This window comes from Sphingomonas sp., assembly GCF_017745215.1.
Classification (GTDB): domain Bacteria; phylum Pseudomonadota; class Alphaproteobacteria; order Sphingomonadales; family Sphingomonadaceae; genus Sphingomonas.
On record NZ_JAGHZV010000011.1, the window covers coordinates 83,480 to 102,277 of the forward strand.

An 18,798-nucleotide genomic window follows, 5' to 3' on the forward strand; every position below is an offset into this window, starting at 1 on the left:
AAGCGTCCAACCCATACTTCAGCATCATCGACGGGTTCAGGCCCGGGGCGGCTCGGCCGGCAGGATCACGGTGACGCGCAGGCCGCCGATCGGCGAATGCCCGGCTTCGATCCGCCCGTGGTGGGCCTCGACGATCGCGCGCGCGGTGGCGAGGCCGAGGCCCGAGGCACCGGTCTCCTCCGGGCGCTCGGGGCTGCGGTAGAAGGGCTCGAACAGCCGCTGCGCGAGCATCACGTCGACGCCCGGCGCGCTGTCGTCGATGATCAGCCGCCACGCGTCGCGCGAGCTTTCGAGCCCGAGGACGATCCGCCCGCCCTTGGGCGTGTACCGGAGGCTGTTGTCGATCAGCGCGCCGAACAGCTGCTCGATGCGGTTGCCGTCCCACTTCACCAGGATGGTGAAGCTGGGGAGCGTGCTGGTCTCGAGGTTCACGCCCGCGGCCTTGGCGTGCTTGGAATTGGCCCAGATCGCATTGTGGATCAGCGCGCGCGGATCGACCTGCTGGAAATTGACCGGCAGGCGGCCAAGGTCGGCGAGCGCGACCGCGCTCAGGTCCTCGGCCATCTGGCCGAAGCGACGGCGATCCTCGTCGAGGCCGGCGAGCAGCTCGGCGTCGACCGGCGGATCGACCCGATTGAGCAGGTCGAGATGCTCGCCCAGCTCGGCCGCAGGGCGCTTGAGGTCGTCGGCGATCGAGACGAGCCAGGTGCGGCGCGCGGTCTCGAGCCGGCTGAACTGGCTGGCGATGCGGCGCAGGTTGCGCATCGTCGCGACGATCTCGCTGGGGCCGCGCTCCTCGAAGTCGATCTCGTGCTCGCCCTGCACGACATCGCGAGTCATGCGGTAGAGCTCGACCTGCGGCTTGCTCCAGCGCCGCGCAAACTCATAGGCTGCGATGAGCAGGAGCACGAACAGGCCCAGCACCACGGCGCCGATCCCGAGATATTGCGTCGCGAGGAAGCGGCGGTCGTCGTCGGTGAGCACGGGGTCGCGGACGATCCGCGCGGTGGCGATTGGCTGGCCGGCGACGGTGATCGCTTCCTCGGCGCGGGGGGCGCTGCTGGTGGCGGGGCCGGCGAGCGGCGTCCCGTCGGGCCGGACGATCTGGATACGGCCCGCGAGACGGCCGGAATCGCGCTGGTCGAGCTCGGCGACGATCTGATCGAACGGGCGGCCATGGCTCGCGGCCTCGCCCGCCAGCGTCGCGAAATCGTGCAGCCGCTCGCGGTCACGCTGGGCGAGCTGGAGCTCCTGGCCCATGTGCATGTTCCACACGAGCAATCCGCCCGGCACGACGGCAGCGAGCAGCGCCTGGCCGGCCAGCGGCAGAAACATTCCCGGAAATAGCCGCACGTCCTAGATTCTCCCGCCCCGGGGGCCGTTTCCCAGCCGGTTACCGCTCACCGCGGTGAGACACAAATCATTCCGCGACATCGAAGCTGTCGAGGATTTTCGCGCCCGCCATGAACACTGCGACCGGGCAGACCGCGAACAGCAGCCAGCCGCCGTACCCGGGGTATTGCTGCAGATAATGGAGCCCGCGCTCGACCGCCCCGTTGCCGAGCCCGTAGATCACGAGAAATGCCTCGAATTTCGACTTGATGACGAAGAGGCGCGAGATCCGGCGAAGCATGCGCGAATTAAAGCAAGCGCTGGGCCAACCGCAGAAATGCGTGGGTTCGCCTTAACGGATATGCCTAACTGTCAATGAATTCGACAATGCCGAGCAGGTCGAGCAGCGCGTGGCGCGCGGCTTCGATCCGGACGACCAGCGCGGGATCGCCGATCCCGTCGAACGGGATCGCTTCGGGCCAGGTCGATTCGATCACTGCGGCGATGCGATCGAGCTTGGCGTCGTCGACGAGGAAGCGCCGGTCGATCGTCGCCGGATCGGCGACGACTCGCAGGCGAAGGCACGCCGGTCCGCCGCCGTTGGACATCGACTGGCGGACGTCGACCACTTCGATCCGGCGGATCGGGCCGTTGCCCTGGACCTGCGTTTCGAGCCAGCGCCAGACGCTGGGCGTCGCGCGCGTCTCGGTGGGGACGACCAGCGCCATCTCGCCCGAGGGCAGGGTGACCAGCTGGGCGTTGAACAGATAGGAAGCGATCGCGTCCGCGAGGCTCACCTCGGCGGCGGGGACTTCGAGGATCTCGACCTCGGGCATCACGGCGCGGAGATCGGCGTAGAAACGGTGCCTGTCGGCGAAGGCCTGTTCGTGCGCGAGCAGCACGCGGCCGTTGGCGACCGCGACGACGTCGTTGTGGAAGGCGCCCGCCGCGATCGCTTCTTCGGACTGCTGGACGAAGAGCGTGTGCCGCGGATCGAGCCGGTGCGACCGTGCGACGGCACGGCTCGCCTCGGGATGCTGGCGCGCGGGGAAGGGACCGCCCGCGACGCCGTAGACGAAGATCTCGACTCCCGGCGCGCCATGGTCGGCGGCGAGGCGCATGTGGTTGGCTGCGCCTTCGTCGCCGAAGGTCGGCGGGACGGGCGGATGCACCACGAAGGCGGGGTGCGCGAAGGCGAGGCTCAGCTGGGCGAAGGTCTCGGGCCATTCGTGGCTGCGGTGCGGCATCGTCACGAGGTTGGCGGGCGTGAGGTGGCAGCGGCCGTCGCTGGTATCGGGCGCGGGCGAGACGGTCGCGGCATTGGCGGCCCACATCGCCGAGGCGCTCAGCGCCTGCGCCTGGAGGTGCGCATCGGCTTCGGCATAGTGCGTCGAGAGCGCGGCGAGCCAGCGATGGTCGGGGCGGGCGTGGGGCAGGAGGATGCCCTGGGCGAGCCCGAGCGCGAGGTTCGCGCGCATCTTGGCGATCCCCTGGAGCGCCGCCTCGCGCGGATGCGAGGTCGCGCCGCGGTTGCGCGTCGCGGCGAGGTTGCCGGGGCTCAGGCCGGCATAATTGTGGCTCGGGCCGATGATCCCGTCGAAGTTGATCTCGGTCAGCATCGCTCAGCGCCCCACATGCATGACGTCGTCGCCGGGCGCGACGCCCAGCAGGTCGGCGCAGGCCGGATCGATCGCAACCCCGCCGGGAACGTCGCGAACATGGCCCATCGCGCAGCGGAAGTTCGACAATTCCCCGGCGGCGACCAGCGCCGGCTCGCCGCCGCCGTCGAGCGCGCAGAGCGGCGAGACGCGCGCCTCGCGGATCGACTTCACCTGGTCGGTCCGTGCGGTCATCGTCGGGCCGCCATCGAAGATGTCGAGGTAATTCTCGAACGCAAAGCCTTCGTTTTCCAGCATTCTCATCGCCGCACGGCCGCTGGGATGCGGCACGCCGATCACCTGGCGCGAGCCTTCGGGGATCAGCGCGACATAGATGGGATGCTTGGGCATCAGGTCGGCGATGAACTGATAGCCGTGGACGGCATTGAAGGCGTCGGCATCCTGGAAGTTCATCCCGAAGAAGCGCCCCGCGACGCCGTCCCAGAAGGGCGAGCCGCCGCCTTCGTCGATCACCCCGCGCAGCTCGGCGAGGATCCGGTCGGAGAAGCGCTCGCGATGGCGCGCGATGAACAGGTAGCGGCTGCGCGCGAGCAGCAGCCCGAGCCCGCCGGCGCGCTCGCCAGGGTGGAGGAACAGCCCGCCGACTTCGCTCGATCCCTTGAGGTCGTTGACCAGCGTCAGCACCTCGGTGTGGAAGGTGCGGTCGAGCAGCTCGCTGCGCTTGGTCTCGGTCGAGCGGTAATAGCTGTAGAAGGGCACGCGCTGGCCGACCGAGGTGAAGACCTGGCAGGTGCCGCGGACCTCGCCGGTGTCGGCATTCTCGAGCATCAGGACGAACAGCTCCTCGGGGATCGCTTCCCCCGGGAGCGGCGGCTTGACGTCGCGCGTGAAGGCGGTGCGGCTGCGCTCGAGCTTGGCCTTGAGCGTCTTCTTCTCGGGCGGCAGGTTGGTGAAGCCGCCGCCGGTGAGCTTGGCCATCTCGTAGAGGTGTTGGAGGTCGCCTTCGTTCGCGGCGCGGATGCGGAAGCTGCTCATGCCAGGCCCCCCTCGGCGAGGCGGAGGATGGCGAGCGCCGAAAGCGCCGCGCGCTCGCCGAGGCTTTCGGGGATGAGGAACTCTTGCGGAGAGTGGATCGCGCCGCCGCGCACGCCCATCGTGTCGACGACGGGAACGCCGCAGGCGGCGATATTGTTGCCGTCGCAGACGCCGCCGGTGGCTTTCCAGGCGATCGGCTGGCCGAGGTCGGCGCCGGCCCGCTTGACCAGCGCGAAGAGCTTCTCGGCGCCGGGGTCGAGCGGCTTGGGCGGGCGGTTGAAGCTGCCGTGGGTCTCGATGGCGACGTCGTGCGCGGCCGAGACCGTGGCGACGGCCTGCTCGATCGCGGCGGCAGCGCGGGCGATTGCCTCCGCGTCCTTCGGGCGGAAGTTGACGCGCAGGATCGCGAGGTCGGGGACGACATTGTTGGGCCCGCCGCCTTCGATCCGCGCGGGGTTCACCGCGAGGCCAGGCTCCTTCGCCGCGGCGAGGCGCAGCGCCAGGTCGGCGGCGGCTACCACGGCGTTGCGGCCTTCCTCAGGGTTACGCCCGGCATGCGCGCTGCGGCCATGGACGACGAGCGAGAAATTGCCCGTGCCGCCGCGCGCGCCGGCGAGCGTGCCGTCGGGAAGCGCGGGCTCGTAGGTGAGCGCGGCGAGCTTGCCGCGCGCGGCCTCGGCGATCAGCGCGGCGGAGGAGAAGGAGCCGGTCTCCTCGTCCGAGTTGACCAGCACCTCATAGCCGATGCGACGCGCCGCCGGGCTCGCCTCGACCGCCTCGAGCGCGGCGAGCATCAGCGACAGGCCGCCCTTCATGTCCGCGGCACCGGGAGCGTTCCAGCGGCCGTCGTCGAGCCAGCGGCCCTGCTGGAAGGGGTGATCGGCGGGATAGACGGTGTCCATATGGCCGGTGAGCAGGATCTGCACCGGCGCCTCCGGGCGGACGGTGAGGTGGAGGTGCCGGCCGTGCTCGATCGATTCGACCCGGCCGTCGGCGGTCACCGTCTCGACCGGGGCGGGTTCGGCGAGGACCAGATCGCCGGGCAGGGCTGCGAAGGCATCGGCGAGCGCGCCGGCGACGGTCGAGAGGCCGGCGAGGTTGCGCGTGCCGCTGTTGATCGCCACCCAGGCCTCGGTCCGTGCCAGCATCGGCGCGGCCGCGGCGCGTTCGACGGCGGCGGATTCGATTGCGTTGAGCGTCATTTCAGGCTGGTAGCGCGGATGACCGGGCGATTGCCACCCCTGCGGCGCGTTCGACGCCTCCTCGATCGTCATCCCGGCGAAAGCCGGGACCCAGGATCACGAGCGACGTCGTCCGCAACCCTGGGTCCCGGCTTTCGCCGGGATGACGGCTGAGAGTGGCGATAAGTCCTGGACGATATGTCCTAAAAGTCGACCACCAGCGCCGCGCGGCTGGTGGTGTCGGTGGTCTTGCGGCCGACGGGCGGCATGCTCTCGTACTGGAGCGTGTAGCTCAGCTGCGCCGAGAGCGGTCCGATCACCCGCGCGAGCACGGCCGACTTGCTCGACACGGTCGAGTTCGCGCTCTGCAGATAGGCCGAGGCGTTCTGGGTGAGCGAAATGCCCTTGGTGAGCTTCCAGCCGAAGTCGATGCTGCCGCGCGCGGCGACATTGGCTTCGGTATGCTGGTCGGTGAAGCTCGTCTCGCGATAGGCGGGTCCGAGCTCGAGGTCGAGCTTGGTACGCGGCGTCCGAAGCGCGCTGTAGCCCGCACCGGCCGAGACCGAATAGCGCTGGTTGAAGCCGAGGAACCGGTCGCTCTCGAACTGCGCGGCGCCGTAGATGTAGCCGCGGTCGTCGAACTTCCAATTGGGCTCATAGGCAGCGAGATAGCGTTCGCGCGTCGTCACCCCCAGGCTGCGCTGGTAATCGGCCTGGAGCCGCAGCTTGTGGCGCCATTCGAGCGCCTCGCGCTTGAGCTCGATCGAGGCGGTGAGGCCGATGTTGTTGCTGTTGCCGGTGGTGATGTAGCCGCCGAACTCGGCGCGGCCCTTGATCAGCGCGACGAAGCTCGCCTCGCGCAGGCGCTTCTCGGCCTGCCTGCGGCGAGTCTCCCGCCAGTCGCCGGCGATCCTGGCGATGTCGTTGGCGCTGTCGGGCGCGGCGGACTTGGCATATTTGACGATGGTGGCGACGTCGCCCTCGTTGCCCGAGGCCATGGCCGCGTCGAGCATCGCCTTGATCTGCGGGGGAATCGTGCCCGGATCGCCCGTGTTGGCGAGCAGCAGCGGCACGGCGAGCAGGAGGGCGAGGGCGCGCATGGGCCGGGCTGATAGCGTTACGATCGGGCAGGAAAAAGGCGTCAGTCGGCAGAGGGCCCCAGATATGGGGCGAAAATCTCCAGCAGCTCGGCGTAGAGCGCGCGCTTGAAGGGGACGATCAGCACCGGCAGGTCGGCGGGATCGGACCAGCGCCAGGCGCGGAACTCGGGATGTTCGGTCTCGATCTTAACGTCGCCGTCCTCGCCGTTGAAGCGGAACAGGAACCAGCGCTGGCGCTGGCCGCGGTATTTGCCCTTCCAGACCTTGCCGACCAGATCCTCGGGCAAGTCGTAGAACAGGTCGCGCGGCGCTTCGGCGACCAGCTCGACCAGGTCCGCGCCGACGCCGGTCTCTTCCCAGAGCTCGCGGACGGCCGCGGCATGAGGCTCCTCGCCTTCGTCGATCCCGCCCTGGGGCATCTGCCAGGCCTCGAGCGTCGAATCGATCCGCTGGCCGACGAAGACGCGGCCCTCGCGGTTCATCAGCATCACGCCCGCGCAGGGGCGGTATCCAAGCGTGGTGGAATCGGCCATGGCGCCGCTCTAGACCGTGGCGCGCCCGGCGGAAAGTCGAGTCGGGCCGAGCGAGAGCGGAAGATCGATGGCCAAGGCCAACAAGCGGAAACAGGCGCAGCTCCAGCGCGCGACGGCGAGCGTCGACGATGCGCTGCGCCAGCGGATCGCCGAGGCGCTGATCGACGGCGCCGAGCCCGATGCGATCGTCGAGGCGCTCGTCGTCCCCGGCCTGCCCGAGGCGGTGGTGCGCGCCGAGATCGCCCGTGCGGCGAAGAGCCCCTATTTCCTCGCGACCGAGCGGCTGCGCAACCGCATCGGCAAGTGGGAATGGGTGATGCAGAACGGCGCGCGGCTCGCCGCCAATGATCCGCACGGGCTGCAGATCCCGGTGCTCGACAAGCCCGACGCGGCGACTTTCTACCGCGACTATTACCGCGCGCACCGCCCGGTGGTGCTGCGCGGGATCGTCGACCATTGGCCGGCGCGCGAGCGCTGGTCGCTCGAGCATTTCGCGCAGCTGCTCGGCGACAGGCCGGTGCGCGTCCAATGGGACCGCGAGGCCGACGCCGATTACGAAGGCAATGCCGACGCGCATGGCGCGCACCAGCGCTTCTCAGAGATCGCGCGGCGCCTGGCCGACCCGCAGCCGAGCAACGACTTCTACGTCACGGCGAACAACGCCGACTGGAACCGCCAGGTCTTCGCGCCGCTCTATGGCGAGATCGACGGCATCCCCGGCATCCTGCGCGACGGCGGGGCGCAGAACGGCTTCATCTGGATCGGGCCCAAGGGCACGATCACGCCGTGGCACCACGACCTCACCAACAATTTGCTGCTCCAGATCGTCGGCCGCAAGCGCGTGCGGATGGTCGCGAGCCACGACACGCCGCTGATGCGCAACCACCGCCACTGCTTCAGCAGCTGGAAGACCGAGGAACTGCTCCCCGGCCCGGCGGGCGAGGGCCGGCCGGCGGTGCTCGAGACGGTGATCGGGCCGGGCGACGCGCTGTTCCTGCCGATCGGCTGGTGGCACCATGTCGAGGGGCTCGACCAGCATATCGGCATGTCGTTCACCGAGTTCGCCTGGGACAACGACTTCTATTCGAGCTACCGCAGCTTCGGGGCGTTTTGAGGGATTTCGATCAAGTCGTCATCCCGGCGAAAGCCGGGACCCAGGGCCAAGCAGGACGTTGCTCGCGACTCCTGGGTCCCGGCTTTCGCCGGGATGACGGTTATATATTTTGACGCTGGCACGGCCTGTCCCAGTGGGGAAATCGCCGACGGGAAAGCCGTTATTGCAACTTGGGCAGGTTTTTCTACTTTGGGATCAGCGCGCCGAGGGCATAGAGCGCGACCAGCAAAGCACAATTTGAACGCAGGAACGCTACAAGAATGGCAACAGCCGCCCATCAGCTGACGCCCGAGGAGGCGTCGGCAAACCCGCCGCCTGAGGCCATCGTGGTTCGCTTCGCCGGAGACAGCGGCGACGGCATGCAGCTCACCGGGGGGCAGTTCACGCTCTCCACCGCGCTCGCCGGCAACGATCTCGCGACCTTCCCGGACTTCCCCGCCGAGATCCGCGCGCCACAGGGCACGCTGTTCGGCGTCTCGGCGTTCCAGATCAACTTCGGCTCGACCCAGATCGACACCGCGGGCGACCAGCCCGACGTGCTGGTGGCGATGAACCCGGCCGCGCTCAAGACCAATGCGCCGTCGCTCAAGCCGGGCGGGCTGATCATTGCCGACGAAGGCGAGTTCAACCAGCGCAACCTCGACAAGGCGAAGTACGAGAGCAATCCGCTCGAGGACGGGTCGCTGGGCAAGTGGCAGCTGCTCAAGCTCAACATCTCGCAGCTCACCCTCGATGCCGTGAAGCCCTTCGGGCTCGGCAACAAGGAAGCGCTGCGCTGCAAGAACATGTGGACGCTGGGGCTGGCGCTCTGGATGTTCGACCGCGACCGCGAGCCGCTGGTCGACTGGCTCAAGGCCAAGTTCGCCAAGGCGCCGACGCTCGCCGAGGCGAATATCGCCGCGCTCAACGCCGGCCATGCCTATGGCGAGACCGCCGAGCTCGGCGCGATGGGGATTTCGCAGCGCCATGTCGCCGCGGCGCCTTCGGAGCCCGGCCTCTACCGCACCGTAACCGGCGCCGACTCGATCGCGCTGGGGCTCGTCGCGGGGGCGCAGCTGGCGAACCTCGAGATGTTCTACGGCGGCTATCCGATCACGCCGGCGAGCGCGATCCTCCACGCGCTGTCGCGGCTGAAGGAGTTCGGCGTCACCACCTTCCAGGCCGAGGACGAGATCGCCGCGGTCGCCTCGGCGCTGGGTGCGTCGTACGCGGGTTCGCTGGGCGTGACCTGCTCGTCGGGCCCCGGCATCGCGCTCAAGACCGAAGCGATCGGGCTTGCGATCATGACCGAGCTGCCGCTGGTGATCGTCAACGCCCAGCGCGGCGGCCCCTCGACGGGCTTGCCGACCAAGACCGAGCAGTCGGACCTCTACCAGGCAGTCTACGGCCGTAACGGCGACGCGCCGGTGCCGGTGATCGCGACGCGCTCGGCGGCGGATTGCTTCGACTGCGCGATCGAAGCGGTGCGGATCGCGACGCAGTATATGACGCCGGTGATGCTGCTGACCGACGGCTATCTCCAGAATGCCGCCGAGCCGTGGAAGGTGCCGGACATTTCGGCGTACGAGCCCTTCCCGGTCGCCTTCCGCACCGAGCTGCCGGCCGAGGGCGAGAAGTTCCTGCCCTATGGCCGTGACGAGACGCTCAAGCGCCCCTGGGTGAAGCCCGGCACGCCGGGACTGATCCACCGCATCGGCGGCATCGAAAAGGCCCAGGGGACCGGCAACATCGATTACTCGCCCGCCAACCACCAGGCGATGACCGACATCCGCCGTGACAAGGTGGCGGGGATCGCGGTGCCCGACCAGGTCGTCGAGCAGGGGCAGGCGGGCGGCAAGCTCGTCGTCGTCGGCTGGGGCTCGACCTATGGCCCGATCGCGCAGGCGGTGCGCCGCGCGCGGGCCAAGGGGCTCGACGTTGCCCACGTCCACATCCGCCACGTCTGGCCGCTGCCGAAGAATCTGGGCGACCTTCTCAGGAGTTACGAGCACATCCTCGTACCCGAGATGAACACCGGCCAGCTCAAGACGGTGTTGCGCGACCAGTTCCTCGTCAACGCAGTGCCGCTCAACAAGGTCTCGGGCCAGCCCTTCACCATCGCCGAGATCGAGGCCGCGATCGCGCGCCACCTCGGTGGCGACAGGGCGGAGGAGCTGGGTGCGGACGACAGCCAGCTGCCGAGCCCGGAAGCGGTGAATCCGTAAGGCGGAAGGAAAGAGATGAACGAGATCACCACCATCCGCCCCTCGACTCCCAAGGACTGGGAGACCGACCAGGAGGTCCGCTGGTGCCCGGGCTGCGGCGACTATGCGATCCTCAAGGCGGTGCAGCGCACCATGCCCGAGATCGGCGCGACGCCCGAGAACACCGTGTTCGTCAGCGGCATCGGCTGCTCGAGCCGGTTTCCCTATTACATGGAGACCTACGGCTTCCACACCATCCACGGCCGCGCGCCGGCGGTGGCGACGGGGGTGAAGCTCGCCAATCCCGAGCTCGACGTGTGGATCATCACCGGCGACGGCGACGCGCTGTCGATCGGCGGCAACCACACGATGCACCTGCTGCGGCGCAATTTGAACTGCCAGTTCCTGCTGTTCAACAACGAGATCTACGGCCTCACCAAGGGGCAATATTCGCCGACCAGCCGCGAAGGCACGCGCTCGCCCTCGACGCCGTTCGGCTCGGTCGACCATCCTGCCAAGCCCTGCGCCTTCGCGCTCGGCAGCGGTGCGCGCTTCGTGGCGCGCGCGATCGACGTGCACAAGAATCTGCCGAGCGTGCTCAAGGCGGCGCATGCGCACCAGGGCACCGCGTTCGTCGAGATCTTCCAGAACTGCATCGTCTACAACGACGAGGTGTTCGAGCCCTTCACTGCCAAGCCCAATGCGGTGGCGAACCAGCTTTGGGCCGAGGACGGCAAGCCGCTGCTGTTCGCGGGCGGCGCCAAGGGCCTGTCGCTCGACCGCGAGACGCTGACGCTCAAGGTGGTCGAGGTGGTCGACGGCGACTGGGAAGCGGCGGGGGTGATCGTCCACAACGTCCGCAACCGGGCGGTGGCGCACATGCTGGTCGAGATGCCGTTCGGCGCGTTCCCGATGGCGCTGGGCGTGCTGTACGACGATCCGGCGCCGACCTTCGAGAGCGCGGTGGTCGCGCAGAACCGGGCGGCGAGCGAGGGGAAGAAGCCCGACCTGCAGAAGCTGCTCTCGAAGGGGCAGACGTGGATGGTGGATAAGGAACCTCGGGCGGAATAGGGTTTCGCGCAGAGGGTCATTTGATCGCTATCCCCCGTCATCCCGGCGAAAGCCGGGACCCAGGGTTGCAGAGGGAAACGCTCGCGGCCCTGGGTCCCGGCTTTCGCCGGGATGACGGTTGAAGGCGTGTGAAATCCACAGGTGCGATGAAGCCACCCACGCTCCTCTGGTTCCGCCAGGACCTCCGCCTCTCGGACCAGGCCGCGCTCCTCGCAGCGGCGGGGGAGGGGCCGGTGGTGCCGGTCTATGTCCTCGACGACGAGACGGCGAAGCACCGCGCGATGGGCGGCGCGTCGCGGTGGTGGCTGCACCATAGCCTCGCGAGCCTCGACGTGGCGCTGCGGGCGAAGGGCTCGCGGCTGATCCTGCGGCGGGGCAGATGCGACGAGGAACTCGCGAAGCTCGCCGAGGAAGTCGGCACGCGGCGCGTCCATGCGCTCCATCATTACGAGCCCTGGTGGCGGAATGCCGAGCGCGCGGTGGGGCGCGGGCTCGAGCTTGGCCTTCATGACGGCAATTTCCTCGCCCCGCCGGGCAGCGTGCTGAACGGCTCGGGCAATCCCTATCGCATCTTCACGCCCTTCTGGCGCTCGCTGCAGGAGCGGATGCCGCCGCCCCAGCCGCATCCGGCGCTGCACGAAATTCCCGCGCCGCCGTATTGGCCCGGGAGCGACGACCTTGCCGACTGGCGCCTGCTGCCGAGCAAGCCAGACTGGGCCACGGGCTTCGCGGAGGAATGGACGCCGGGCGAGGCGGGCGCAGTCGAGCGGCTCGACGACTTCGCCGAGATCGCCGCGCGCTATGGCGACCGCCGCGACTTGCCTTCCGAGGAAGCGACCTCGCGCCTGTCGCCGCATCTCCACTTCGGCGAGATTTCGCCCGCGCGCGTCTGGCATCGCATCGCCGGCAAGGGCGGATCGGCGGGCAAGTTCCTCGCCGAGCTGGGGTGGCGCGACTATGCGCAGGGCGTCATCCTGCAATTCCCCGACTATGGCGCGCGAAACGGCGTCGAGCGGTTCGACGCGATCGAGTGGCGTTCGGGCCGCGAGGCCAAGGCGGACCTCGGCGCCTGGCAGCAGGGCCGCACCGGCTATCCGATCGTCGACGCGGGCATGCGCCAGCTCTGGGCCAGCGGCTGGATGCACAATCGCGTGCGGATGATCGTGGCGAGCTTCCTGGTGAAGCACCTCCTGATCGACTGGCGCGAAGGCGAGCGCTGGTTCTGGGACACGCTGGTCGACGCCGATTATGCCAGCAACAGCGTCAACTGGCAGTGGAGCGCGGGCACCGGCGTCGACGCCAACCAGTGGGGCCGGGTGATGGCGCCGCTCGTCCAGTCGGAGAAGTTCGACGCCGCGGGCTATATCCGCCGCTGGGTGCCCGAACTCGCCGCGCTGCCCGACTCGGCGATCCACGATCCCGAGGCGGCGGGCCGGCGGCCGGCGGACTATCCGCCGAAGATCATTGGCCATCGCGAGGGCCGCGAGCGTGCGCTGGCGGCAATTCGCGCGCGTTAACGATTGCGCTTGCTCCTGCTGCGGAGAGGTGCATGAAGGCGCCGATGCACGCGCCAGCCGGGAACCAGGGTCGCGACGGCATGGGGGAACACGCCGCCGCGACCGGCGGGGCGCGGATGGGGTTGCTCGCCCCCCTGTTGGGACCGTTGCTCAAGCGAATCGATGCGGGGATCGCCGAGGGCAGCCTGATGCTGTGGCTGCCCGGCGGCGGGAAACGGCTGCTCGGCGGCCGCGCGGCCGGGCCCGCGGCGGAAGTCGACCTCCGGAGCTGGCGCGCGCTGGTCCGGCTGATGACTTCGGGGTCGGGCGGCTGGTACGAGGCCTGGGCGCACGGCGAATGGGCGAGCCCGGCCCCCGAGGTGCTGTTCGAGCTGTTCGGGCGCAATCGCGCGGGGCTCGCGGCGGGCGCGCGGGCGGGCGGGCTGCCACTCCTCGCCAAGCGCCTGGTCCACTGGCTTCACCGCAACAGCCGCGGCGGGGCGCGGCGGAACATCCATTTCCACTACGACCTGGGCAACGACTTCTACGCCCAGTGGCTCGACCCGGGCATGACCTATTCGAGCGCCTTGTTCGAGCGGCCGGAGATGAGCCTGGAGGAAGGCCAGGCGGCCAAGCTCGCCGCGATCCTCGATCGGACCGGAACGAAACCTGGCGACACGATCCTCGAGATCGGCTGCGGCTGGGGCTCCTTCGCCGAGGCCGCGGGGCGGGCAGGGCGACGCGTCCATGCGATCACGCTGTCGGGCGAGCAGAAGGCCTGGGCCGAGGCGCGCGTCGAGGCGGCCGGGCTCGAGGGCGTGACCTTCGGGCTCACCGATTATCGCGACGTCACCGGCAGTTATGATGCGGTGGCGAGCATCGAGATGGTCGAGGCAGTGGGGCGCGACTATTGGCCGCATTACCTCTCGACGATCGCGCGCGTGCTCAAGCCCGGCGGGCGCGCGGCGATCCAGCTGATCAGCTTCGACGATGCGATGTTCGAAGGCTACGCAAGCAACGTCGACTTCATCCAGGCCTATGTCTTCCCCGGCGGGCTCCTCGTTCGCGAGAGCGAGTTCCGCGCGATCGCCGAAGCGAACGGGCTGGGCTGGCAGGACCGGAAGGGCTTCGGCCTCGACTATGCCGAGACGCTGCTCGAATGGCGGCTGCGCTTCGAGGCGGCCGCGGCGACGGGGCGGCTGCCCGCGCAATTCGATCGCAAGTTCATCGACTTGTGGCGCTATTATCTGATGTACTGCGAAGGCGGGTTCCGCGGCGGCGGGATCGACGTGGCGCAGGTCACGCTGGTGAAGGAGGGGGCATGAGATTCTGGCTGATGGCGGGCGCGCTGGCGCTGGCGCTGGTGGCGGGTTCGGCGACGGCGCAGCAGGCGCCGGTCGCGGCGGGACCCAGGCTCGATCCCAAGGATACCGGGGCGCTGCGCCGCGTGAGCGCGGAAGTGCTCTTCTGGAGCCAGGCGCAGCGCGACAAGAACTTCCCGGCGATGGAGACGATCTTCCCGTCGCACGTCGTCAAGGCGGGGAGGAAGGTCCGCGCGCTGCCGCAGGGCAAGCCGCTCGGGGTGCCCGATGCGGATGTCGATGCCTTCATCGCGGCGCAGAACGTCGCGGGGATCCTCGTGCTCCAGGACGGCAGGGTCCGCCTCGAACGCTATGCGCGCGGCTATGGGCCCGAGGGGCGCTATACCAGCTTCTCGGTAGCCAAATCGTTCACCTCGACGCTGGTCGGCGCCGCGATCGAGGACGGCTACATCAAGTCCACCGAGGAGCCGGTGACCAAGTATATCCCCGAGCTCAAGGGGAGCGGCTATGACGGCGTGACGATCGCCCAGCTGCTCACCATGACCTCGGGCGTGAAGTGGAACGAGGACTACACCGATCCCAAGTCCGACGTGGCGCGGATGTTCCTCGAGCCGACTCCGGCGGGCGAGGACCCGACCGTCGCCTATATGCGCAAGCTGCCGAGCGAGGCGAAGCCGGGCACCAGATGGGTCTACAAGACCGGCGAGACCAATCTGATCGGCATCCTGGTGATCCGCGCGACGGGCAAGCCGCTCGCCAATTATCTGAGCGAGAAGGTGTGGAAGCGCTTCGGGATGGAGCGCGACGCCTTCTGGTCGATCAATCCCGCGGGCAACGAGGTCAGCGGTTGCTGCCTCTCGATCAGCCTGCGCGACTATGCGCGGATGGGACAGTTCGTGCTCGAGGGCGGCAAGGGCGTCGTCCCGCCCGGCTGGTTCGGACTCGCGACTGCAAGCCACGCCGACATCGGCCTGCCGGGCTCGGGCTATGGCTATCAATGGTGGACCTATCCCGAAGGGCGCTTCGGTGCGCGCGGGATCTTCGGCCAGTCGGTGACGATCGATCCCAAGCGCCACATGGTCGTCGCGATCTCCGGCGCATGGCCCAAGGCCACCGATCCCGAGCTGAGCAAGGCGCGGATGGCCTTCCTGGAGAAGCTGTTCGCGGCGGGGGAATAGCCAATTCCAGCCGTCATCCCGGCGAAAGCCGGGATGACGATTTATGGTTGGGCGAAGGCGCGGCCTTCAGCCGATCCGCTCGAAATGGCCATGCTCGAACCCGCCCTGGGCGAGCACGGCGATGCGCTCGGCCACGACTTCGGGGGCCTTCAGCGTCGCGGGATCCTCGCCCGGATAGGCGCGGGCGCGCATCGCGGTGCGGGTGGGGCCGGGGTTGACCAAGGCGACGCGGATGCCGCTGATCTGGCGGACTTCCTCGCCATAGCTCAGCAGGAGGTTCTCGAACGCGGCCTTGGAGGCGGCGTACATGCCCCAATAGGCGCGCGGGTTGCGAGCGGTGCCCGAGGTCAGTCCGATCACGCGCGCGGAGGGTGCCTTGCGCAGCGCCCCGTCGAACGCCGCGAGCAGCGCCGCCTGGGCGCTGACGTTGAGCGTCAGCACGCGCGCAAAGTCCTTGGGGTCGATCGCGGGGACGGCGCTCAGCGTGCCCAGCGTCGCGGCGCCCAGCACCAGCACGTCGAGCGCCGGCCAGCGGTCCTCGATCGCGGCGGCGAGGCGCGCGATGCTCTCGTTCTCGGCCAGGTCGACCGGCGCGATCGTCGAGGTGCCGCCGGCAGCGTGGATCGCTTCCTCGGTCTCCTCGAGTCCGCCGACGGTCCGCGCGGTGAGCACGACATGCGCGCCGAGGCCGGCGAGCGCCTTGGCGGTGGCGGCACCGATGCCGCGGCTGGCGCCGGTGACGAGCGCGGTCTGGCCTTCGAGGGGCTTGCTGCTTGGCATGGGTCCGTGGGTCCGCTCAGCCGCCGACGCGTTCGCGGAGCAGCGCGAACTGCTCGACGGTGCTCTGCTCGTCATGGTCGGTCAGCGGCGTCGGATAGTCGCCGGTGAAGCAGGCGTCGCAGTGGCTGGGGCTGTTGTCGGCGCGGCGGGGCTGGCCGAGCGCCTTGTAGAGCCCGTCGATCGAGACGAAGGCGAGGCTGTCGGCATGGATGAAGCCGGTCATGCCGGTCACGTCGTGCTTGGCGGCGAGCAGCTTCTCGCGCTCGGGCGTGTCGACGCCGTAGAAGCAGCTGTGCCGCGTCGGCGGCGAAGCGATGCGCATGTGCACTTCGGAAGCACCCGCCTCGCGCATCATCTCGACGATCTTGAGGCTGGTGGTGCCGCGCACGATCGAATCGTCGATGAGGACGATGCGCTTGCCGGCGATCAGCTCGCGATTGGCATTGTGCTTGAGCTTGACGCCAAGGCGGCGGACCTCGGCGGTCGGCTGGATGAAGGTGCGGCCGACATAGTGCGAGCGGATGATGCCGAGCTCGAACGGAATGCCCGACTGTTGCGCATAGCCGATCGCGGCGGGGACGCCCGAATCGGGAACGGGGACGACGAGGTCGGCCTCGACGGGCGCTTCGATCGCGAGCTGCGCGCCGATCGCCTTGCGTACCGAATAGACCGAGCGGCCGTCGGCGATCGAATCGGGGCGCGAGAAATAGACATGCTCGAAGATGCACGGCCGCGCGCCGAGCGGCGGAAAGGGGCGGTGCGACTGGATCTCGCTGCCCTTGACGATCACCAGCTCGCCGGGCTCGACGTCGCGGACGTACTCGGCGTCGACCACGTCGAGCGCCACCGTCTCCGAGGCGAAGATCACCGTGTCGCCGAGCTTGCCCATCACCAGCGGGCGGATGCCGAGCGGATCGCGGCAGGCGATCATGCCCTCGGCGGTCATGCAGATCAGCGAATAGGCGCCCTCGACCTGCTTGAGCGCGTCGATGAACTTGTCGATCAGCGAGCGGTAGCTCGACGTGGCGACGAGGTGGATGATCACCTCGGTGTCCGACGTCGACTGGAAGATCGAGCCGCGGCGGATCAGGTCGCGCCGCAGCCGCATCGCGTTCGAGATGTTGCCGTTGTGCGCCACCGCGAAGCCGCCGCTGACCAGCTCGGCATAGAGCGGCTGGACGTTGCGCAGCGCGGTCTCGCCCGTGGTCGAGTAGCGGACGTGGCCGCAGGCGGTGGTGCCGCTCAGCGCGCGAATCACTTCGTCCTTGTCGAAGTTGCCCGCGACATGGCCCATCGCGCGATGCGTGTGGAAGCTGTGGCCGTCGAAGCTGGTGATGCCCGCGGCCTCCTGGCCCCGGTGCTGGAGCGCGTGAAGGCCCAGCGCGACGAGCGCGGCCGCACCCTGGGCATTGGAGACTCCGAAGATGCCGCACTCCTCGCGCAGCTTGTCGTCGTCATAGGGATGTGTGGTGAGCATCGTACCTTTGCGGCCCGGTTGCGTTTGGCGCCATATAGGGGGTTCGGTTCGCTTTGTCGCGGGTTTGTCACACGCTCCGGCGCTTTGGCGAACTTTTGCCGCGGCTACAGGTTGTTGAGGGGGAAAGGAACCCCCGCCATGCCCAAGGGAAAGCACGGACCGCAGATCAAGGACGGCGCGCTCTACGACAAGCTGCGCGAGGAAGGCGCTTCGGAGGAGAAGGCCGCGCGGATCGCCAACGCCAGGGCGGCCGGCACGCTCGACCATCGCAGCACGCATCTCGAGGACCGGACGAAGGACGATCTCGAGGATGAGGCGAAGACGATCGGCATCGATGGCCGGTCGGAGATGGACAAGGACGAGCTGATCGACGCGATTCGGGATCATTAGGTGCCCCCAACCCGTCATCCCGGCGAAAGCCGGGACCCAGGGCCACGAGCGATGTCCTCCGCTGCCCTGGGTCCCGGCTTTCGCCGGGATGACGACTGGTAGGAGTTGTTCTAGACCGTCCGCGTGGAAAACGATCGCGAGACCGGGCCGACGCTCGACCCCAAATACGACGCCGCCGGCCTGGTGACCGCAGTGGCGACCGACGCCGCCGGCACGCTGCTGATGGTGGCGCACATGAATGCCGAGGCGCTCGCCCGGACGATCGAGACCGGCGAAGGCTGGTTCTGGTCGCGCAGCCGCGGGCGGCTCTGGAAGAAGGGCGAGAGTTCGGGGCACGTCCTCAAGGTCCGCGAGATCCGCGTCGACTGCGACCAGGACGCGGTGTGGCTGGTCGTCGATCCGCAGGGGCCCGCCTGCCACACCGGCGAAGCGAGCTGCTTCTACCGGCGCGTCGAGGGCGATCGGCTGGTGCGAGTCGCATGAGGCTCTGGCTGTTGCCGCTGCTGGCGCTCGCGGCCTGCTCCGGCAAGGCGCCGCAGCCGCAGGGCAATGCCGAGCAGCCGCAGGATCTCGAGAGCGCCGCGATCGAGCGCGGCATGATCCGCGACCCCGCCGATACCGAGATCGCCGGCCTCTATGCACGCGACACCGACCGGATCTGCGTGGTGCACGACGACCAGGGCTACCGGATCGGCGCCTTCGTCGACTATGGCGACCGGATCACCTGCAGCGGCACCGGCACGATGACGCGGGTGGGCGGCAAGCTCCACGTCCAGCTCGGCAAGGATGCCGACGGATGCAGCTTCGACGCGCGGTTCGACGGCGACAAGATCTACTTCCCCGGCAACATGCCCGACGGCTGCGCGAAGCTCTGCGCGCGGCGGGCGTCGTACGCGGGGCTGGAGGTGTCGCAGCTCAGCGCGTCGGAGTCCGAGGCGCGGGCGATGCGCGATCCGCAGGGGCGGGCGCTCTGCGGGGGGTGAATCC

At 68.9% G+C, this 18,798-nt stretch carries 18 protein-coding genes; 9 read left to right on the forward strand and 9 right to left on the reverse strand.

From position 1 onward, the window contains the following. Positions 1–36 precede the first annotated feature (36 nt). The 7 genes from J7495_RS12795 to J7495_RS12825 all read right to left on the reverse strand — a co-directional run bounded on the left by J7495_RS12795 (position 37) and on the right by J7495_RS12825 (position 6,800). On the reverse strand, positions 37–1,335 hold the full coding sequence (locus J7495_RS12795) for an ATP-binding protein (RefSeq protein ID WP_294056920.1): 1,299 nt from the start codon (positions 1,333–1,335) through the stop codon (positions 37–39). Positions 1,336–1,420: 85 nt separating this feature from the next. Next, on the reverse strand, positions 1,421–1,633 hold the full coding sequence (locus J7495_RS12800) for a hypothetical protein (protein WP_294056921.1): 213 nt from the start codon (positions 1,631–1,633) through the stop codon (positions 1,421–1,423). Positions 1,634–1,697: 64 nt separating this feature from the next. Next, complete coding sequence (locus tag J7495_RS12805) at positions 1,698–2,951, reverse strand: N-succinylarginine dihydrolase (RefSeq protein WP_294056922.1); 1,254 nt, start codon at positions 2,949–2,951, stop codon at positions 1,698–1,700. 3 nt (positions 2,952–2,954) lie between these two features. After that, entirely contained in the window at positions 2,955–3,986 is a 1,032-nt protein-coding gene (locus J7495_RS12810; RefSeq protein ID WP_294056923.1) for an arginine N-succinyltransferase, read from the reverse strand. Next, a complete protein-coding gene (locus tag J7495_RS12815; protein WP_294056925.1) occupies positions 3,983–5,188 on the reverse strand; it encodes a hydrolase in 1,206 nt (401 codons plus the stop codon). Before J7495_RS12815 ends, J7495_RS12810 begins: the two co-directional genes overlap by 4 nt. A 182-nt stretch (positions 5,189–5,370) precedes the next feature. Then, the gene (locus tag J7495_RS12820; RefSeq protein ID WP_294056926.1) at positions 5,371–6,267 is read right to left on the reverse strand and encodes a YdiY family protein; all 897 of its coding nucleotides are present in this window, start codon (positions 6,265–6,267) and stop codon (positions 5,371–5,373) included. A 41-nt stretch (positions 6,268–6,308) separates the two neighbouring features. Next, the gene (locus J7495_RS12825; protein ID WP_294056927.1) at positions 6,309–6,800 is read right to left on the reverse strand and encodes an RNA pyrophosphohydrolase; all 492 of its coding nucleotides are present in this window, start codon (positions 6,798–6,800) and stop codon (positions 6,309–6,311) included. 67 nt (positions 6,801–6,867) lie between these two features. On the opposite strand from J7495_RS12825, the gene J7495_RS12830 reads away from it, so the two are divergent. From J7495_RS12830 to J7495_RS12855, 6 genes are all read left to right on the forward strand, one after another. Next, complete coding sequence (locus J7495_RS12830; RefSeq protein ID WP_294056929.1) at positions 6,868–7,914, forward strand: cupin-like domain-containing protein; 1,047 nt, start codon at positions 6,868–6,870, stop codon at positions 7,912–7,914. 260 nt (positions 7,915–8,174) lie between these two features. After that, the gene (locus tag J7495_RS12835; RefSeq protein WP_294056931.1) at positions 8,175–10,118 is read left to right on the forward strand and encodes a 2-oxoacid:acceptor oxidoreductase subunit alpha; all 1,944 of its coding nucleotides are present in this window, start codon (positions 8,175–8,177) and stop codon (positions 10,116–10,118) included. Positions 10,119–10,133: 15 nt separating this feature from the next. Beyond that, positions 10,134–11,168, forward strand: coding sequence for a 2-oxoacid:ferredoxin oxidoreductase subunit beta (locus tag J7495_RS12840; protein WP_294056933.1), 1,035 nt, complete (start codon positions 10,134–10,136; stop codon positions 11,166–11,168). Between the two features lie 146 nt (positions 11,169–11,314). Then, a complete protein-coding gene (locus J7495_RS12845; RefSeq protein WP_294056934.1) occupies positions 11,315–12,685 on the forward strand; it encodes a deoxyribodipyrimidine photo-lyase in 1,371 nt (456 codons plus the stop codon). Positions 12,686–12,801: 116 nt separating this feature from the next. After that, complete coding sequence (locus tag J7495_RS12850) at positions 12,802–13,989, forward strand: cyclopropane-fatty-acyl-phospholipid synthase family protein (RefSeq protein ID WP_294056985.1); 1,188 nt, start codon at positions 12,802–12,804, stop codon at positions 13,987–13,989. Further along, the gene (locus J7495_RS12855; protein WP_294056935.1) at positions 13,986–15,164 is read left to right on the forward strand and encodes a serine hydrolase domain-containing protein; all 1,179 of its coding nucleotides are present in this window, start codon (positions 13,986–13,988) and stop codon (positions 15,162–15,164) included. The genes J7495_RS12850 and J7495_RS12855 overlap by 4 nt, the downstream gene beginning before the upstream one ends. A gap of 66 nt (positions 15,165–15,230) precedes the next feature. On the opposite strand, the gene J7495_RS12860 is transcribed toward J7495_RS12855, so the two are convergent. After that, complete coding sequence (locus J7495_RS12860) at positions 15,231–15,944, reverse strand: SDR family NAD(P)-dependent oxidoreductase (protein ID WP_294056936.1); 714 nt, start codon at positions 15,942–15,944, stop codon at positions 15,231–15,233. A gap of 16 nt (positions 15,945–15,960) precedes the next feature. Next, positions 15,961–17,421, reverse strand: coding sequence for an amidophosphoribosyltransferase (gene purF / locus J7495_RS12865; RefSeq protein WP_294056937.1), 1,461 nt, complete (start codon positions 17,419–17,421; stop codon positions 15,961–15,963). A 138-nt stretch (positions 17,422–17,559) separates the two neighbouring features. Here purF and J7495_RS12870 point away from each other — a divergent pair, with 138 nt between their 5' ends. The 3 genes from J7495_RS12870 to J7495_RS12880 all read left to right on the forward strand — a co-directional run bounded on the left by J7495_RS12870 (position 17,560) and on the right by J7495_RS12880 (position 18,794). Beyond that, on the forward strand, positions 17,560–17,811 hold the full coding sequence (locus tag J7495_RS12870) for a Rho termination factor (protein ID WP_294056938.1): 252 nt from the start codon (positions 17,560–17,562) through the stop codon (positions 17,809–17,811). Between the two features lie 123 nt (positions 17,812–17,934). After that, positions 17,935–18,294, forward strand: a complete 360-nt coding sequence (gene hisI / locus J7495_RS12875) for a phosphoribosyl-AMP cyclohydrolase (protein ID WP_294056939.1) — start codon at positions 17,935–17,937, stop codon at positions 18,292–18,294. Next, positions 18,291–18,794: a hypothetical protein gene (locus tag J7495_RS12880; protein ID WP_294056940.1), complete on the forward strand. Its 504-nt coding sequence runs from the start codon at positions 18,291–18,293 to the stop codon at positions 18,792–18,794. The genes hisI and J7495_RS12880 overlap by 4 nt, the downstream gene beginning before the upstream one ends. The last annotated feature ends 4 nt before the right edge of the window (positions 18,795–18,798 follow it).